The organism is Daejeonella sp. (assembly GCF_049655485.1).
Taxonomy (GTDB): domain Bacteria; phylum Bacteroidota; class Bacteroidia; order Sphingobacteriales; family Sphingobacteriaceae; genus Daejeonella.
In genome coordinates this window covers 1-4311 of record NZ_JBASJU010000394.1, presented here as the reverse complement: position 1 = coordinate 4311, position 4311 = coordinate 1, and the positions used below count along the sequence as shown (strand labels likewise).

Annotated in this window: 4 protein-coding genes; 3 read left to right on the top strand and 1 reads right to left on the bottom strand. The window is 40.1% G+C overall.

The features are described from left to right. Positions 1-64 precede the first annotated feature (64 nt). Complete coding sequence (locus tag WBJ10_RS16115) at positions 65-1666, bottom strand: SUMF1/EgtB/PvdO family nonheme iron enzyme (RefSeq protein WP_424292131.1); 1602 nt, start codon at positions 1664-1666, stop codon at positions 65-67. A 438-nt stretch (positions 1667-2104) separates the two neighbouring features. On the opposite strand from WBJ10_RS16115, the gene porV reads away from it, so the two are divergent. The 3 genes from porV to WBJ10_RS16100 all read left to right on the top strand — a co-directional run. After that, positions 2105-3259, top strand: a complete 1155-nt coding sequence (gene porV / locus WBJ10_RS16110; protein WP_424292129.1) for a type IX secretion system outer membrane channel protein PorV — start codon at positions 2105-2107, stop codon at positions 3257-3259. 3 nt (positions 3260-3262) lie between these two features. Next, positions 3263-3745 carry a 2-C-methyl-D-erythritol 2,4-cyclodiphosphate synthase gene (gene ispF, locus WBJ10_RS16105; protein ID WP_424292127.1) on the top strand — a complete coding sequence of 161 codons (483 nt, stop codon included), beginning with the start codon at positions 3263-3265 and terminating at the stop codon, positions 3743-3745. Positions 3746-4093: 348 nt separating this feature from the next. Next, on the top strand, positions 4094-4311 hold a 218-nt coding region (locus WBJ10_RS16100), incomplete at its 3' end, for a GTP-binding protein (protein ID WP_424292125.1).

Below are 4311 nucleotides of genomic sequence, written 5' to 3'. Positions count from 1 at the left end.
ATCATAAAAAAAGGGCTGAATTCCAGCCCTTTTTTTATGATGTATGATATGCGATTTAGGTTTCTTACTTAGTCTTCTTTGGTGCTTTAGATTTGGGCTGGCTGAATTGTGGTTTACCCTTAGAAATAATTTCAGGAGCTCCAACCAGAGTCATCGCCGAACGGAAACCCATTTCAGCACTCGTTTCATCCTGTTGCATAAAACGTCGGGTCGCAGGGTTTAACCAGTAAGCTCTGTCATTCCATGATCCACCCTTGTAAACCCGGGACCGGTCATTAACTAAGGTAGTTACACCATATAAGTTCCCATTTACAGAGTCTAAATGTCCGCGGAAATCAGGGTTGTAAGGCTTACCTGCGATAGCTGATGAGTCCTGAGCAACCTGGTTACTTTGCATCTCAGCCCAGGATTGTTTTTTACCAGCTGGTGCCGGATCTTTAATGGGGCGTCCATATTTATCTTTTGCGTAAGTACCTTTCGCACGGTCAGCTAAACGTTTATTTACAAATTCATTTCCTCTGAATGGATTAAAATCTGCAAAATCTTCAAAGGTTAGCTTACGATAAACATCAGCTGTCCACTCGTTTACATTACCAGCCATATTGTATAAACCAAAGTCGTTTGGAATATAACTTCTTACCGGAGCAGTTATATCGGCTTTATCATTCAGATAACCCCCTGTTCCCATGTTATCTCCTTCGCCACGTTTAAAGTTGGCCAAGATCATACCCTGCGTCTTCTTTTTAGGAGAACGTACACCTAAACCATTCCAGGGATAGATTTTACCATCAGCAATATTTTCGTATTCTGTATTGCCCGCAAGTGATAATGCAGCATATTCCCATTCCGCTTCTGTTGGTAAGCGATAAGGTTGTTTAAGTACTCCGTCCTCTAAACGAACTGGTCTTGTAGGTCCACCTTTGCCTGTTGTTGCAGTACCGCTTTCAGCTGCATTCGGATTAAGATCTTTGGGCATCTTCTTCCCATCGATTCCTTCACCCTTGTATTGGCCATTTAAATAGATATCTGTATTAAAGGGGTCTGTCGATGTCGACACTGTCGTTGCTGTTCCTGCCTTACCTCCCCCTGCTAATGTTTTATAGTCAAGTAATATTCCGCGGGATCTTAAAATTTCTTCGTTTACCCTGTCAGTTCGCCAATCACAGTAAGCATTTGCTTGTTCCCATGTAACTCCTACAACCGGATAATCCTGGAATGCCGGGTGGCGGAGGTAGTTGTTAACGTATGGTTCATTATAAGAAAGCGGTTGTCTCCAAACCAGTGTGTCTGGAAGTGCATTATAATAGTATTCCGCGTCATTAGCATAATTTCTCCGGATCCAATACAAATACTCGAGCCAGTCAACATTAGATACTTCTGTCTCATCCATGTAAAAAGAAGCTACAGTCACTCTTCGCCGAACATTATCGAACTCATAACCAAGATCCTGATTTAGACTTCCGCCCATTACAAATGTTCCACCCTCAATTGCTATCAGACCCGGGCCAGGTCCTGCCTTCACTTTATTGTTTACCTGGAATCCCCCGTTGTATTTATCGTTATAGGCCATGCCTGTTTTAGAGGAATTGCCACTCTTTTTTTTACACGAGGATAAAAAGCCTAACAATAGAAGGACTGTGGCAAAAATTAAGGATATTCTTTTCATTACTTGCAATGTAATTGGAGCACTAATTATTAAAAATACGAAAATTGAGTAATATCCCGACGGATATTTAAGGTCTATTTAAGCCCGCACTAACAGCAGTTATTCTATTCAAACGAAAAATCTAAATTAAGGTTACAAGTCTTATTTTTCAATCAACGAAGAAAACGATTTATTGCGTTATTTATTGTTTAATTCTGGTTTCCTTTTTTCATTTACGTTATCAGAGTTGACAATTTGCTAAACTAAGTTATACAAAATAAATATACTTTATTTATCATATTAAAAATATTTCTTTATAGTTAATTAAAAAAGTTCTTCATAATGTATTATTCCTGCTGAGAAAACGTTCTATGTACTCTTCGTGGGGGTTATATTTACAAAATGCTTATATTTAAACACGCCAGAATATAATTTTGATCCAGCTTTTACATTGGGGTAATGATTAACAAACTCTCATTTTGCTGTTATGTGGTTTTGGCGGTGGCCGGGGTTCCCGGCCTGCTTATAGCCCAGGTTCCGCAAAGCGACGGGAAACGTACAAATACCATACAAACTGCGGCTCCATTTTTATTAATAGCTCCTGATGCACGCTCAGGTGCTATGGGCGATGTAGGTGCAGCCACATCTCCTGATGCAAATTCAAGTCATTGGAATCCTGCTAAACTTGCTTTTTTAGATAAGCCTACCGGAATTTCTGCTTCGTACACACCGTGGTTAAGGAATCTTGTCCCTGATGTAGATTTGGGGTACCTTTCTGCATTTCATCGTCTCGACGATCGGAATACCATAGGTGGTTCCTTAAGGTATTTTTCTTACGGCTCGATTCAGCTTACCGATGACAGCAGAAATGACATAGGTGTTTACAGTCCAAATGAATTTTCTATAGACGGCACTTTTTCCCGAACATTCGGGGAGAATTTCTCACTGGGTACCGCTGTTAGATATATTCGTTCCAGTTTAAGTAATGGTCAGTTTAACGGTCAGGATATCCAGCCTGCAACAGCCCTTGCTGCGGATGTTTCCGGTTATATGAGAACAGGAACAGTAATGTTTGGGAAAGATACTGAATTAGCCTTAGGCATGAACATTTCCAATATCGGAACGAAGATGAACTATTCTGATGGCAGCTCCAGATCATTCCTCCCGACTAATATGAAGTTAGGAGGGGCTTCAACTTTTAATATCGACGATTTGAGCCAGTTTACCGTTGCGTTGGACCTCAATAAACTGCTGGTTCCTACAAATCCAATAAGAGATACTGATGGTAAAATTATTAGTGGTAAGGATCCGGATAGGTCAGTACCCGCTGGAATCTTCGGATCATTTGGGGACGCTCCGGGCGGTTTTTCAGAGGAACTAAGCGAAATAAGCTATTCGCTCGGCACCGAATATTGGTATAATAAACAATTTGCGCTTCGTTCCGGATATTTTTATGAAACTCCTTCTAAAGGAGATCGCAGATATTTTACTTTAGGTGCAGGATTAAAATACAATGTATTTAATCTCGACTTTGCCTATTTGCTTGCGAATCAGCAAAAGAGCCCTCTGGCTCAAACCCTCCGTTTTTCCCTGGTGTTTAATTTTGAAAAATAGTTAATGAAAATTAAAGTAGGATTTGGATTTGACGTGCATCAACTTGCCGCAAATCATCCATTTATTATGGGCGGAGTAAATTTGGAGCACCACTCCGGAGCATTTGGCCATTCCGACGCTGACGTATTAGTACATGCTATCTGTGATGCCCTGCTGGGAGCCGCTAATCTTCGCGATATCGGTTTTCATTTTTCTAATACTGATGAAAGATGGAAAGGCATCAACAGTTTAATTTTATTAAAAGAATGTGTAGCGCTCTTAAAAGAGAAAGGCTGGGTTATTGGAAATGTGGATGCCATGCTATGTTTGGAAGCACCCAAAATAAACCCGCACATCCCGCAGATGAAGGTAAACATTGCCGCTGCAGCTGGAATCAGTGAAGAAGACATTTCTATAAAAGCAACAACGAATGAGACCATGGGCTTTATCGGCCGTCAGGAAGGGGTTGTTGCATATGCAGTGTGCCTGATTGAAAAAGAGAAATAATCAGTTTTTGTTTTGGGGTAATTTTATATCTGAGAAATCCGCAGCACATTTGCCGCAATTACTTGCGCAGCCTTTTTTACTTGAAAGACTGCGATAAATCATGCGTCCCAATGCGTAAATAGCGAAGGTAAAAACTAAAAAGACTAAAATCAATTGCAAGTCCATGCTGCAAATTTACGGAAAGTGAAAGTTTATTTGGTCGTGTGCCTGTAATTTTTGCATGGAAACCTTCCTGTTTTGAAATTCAACTACGGACCTCAGCCCAGTTTTTCAAAGCCCCGAAGGGATACACTTTAGATTCTCCTTTATAAAACGTACCTTTGCAAAAAATTTTAGAACAAATTTTTAATGCAAAAAATAAGGAATATAGCGATCATCGCTCACGTTGACCACGGCAAGACTACTTTGGTTGATAAAATTTTACACCAAACTAATCTGTTTCGTGATAATCAGGAAACTGGTGACTTAATACTTGACAACAATGATCTTGAACGTGAGCGTGGAATCACTATCGTTTCAAAGAACGTTTCTGTAAGCTATAAAGGGGTAAAAATTAACATAATTGA

Bases quoted from the DNA above. Each gene is read 5' to 3' on its own strand.
- WBJ10_RS16115 (WP_424292131.1), bottom strand. From the start codon at position 1,666: ATGAAAAGAATATCCTTAATTTTTGCCACAGTCCTTCTATTGTTAGGC.
- porV (WP_424292129.1), top strand. From the start codon at position 2,105: ATGATTAACAAACTCTCATTTTGCTGTTATGTGGTTTTGGCGGTGGCC.
- ispF (WP_424292127.1), top strand. From the start codon at position 3,263: ATGAAAATTAAAGTAGGATTTGGATTTGACGTGCATCAACTTGCCGCA.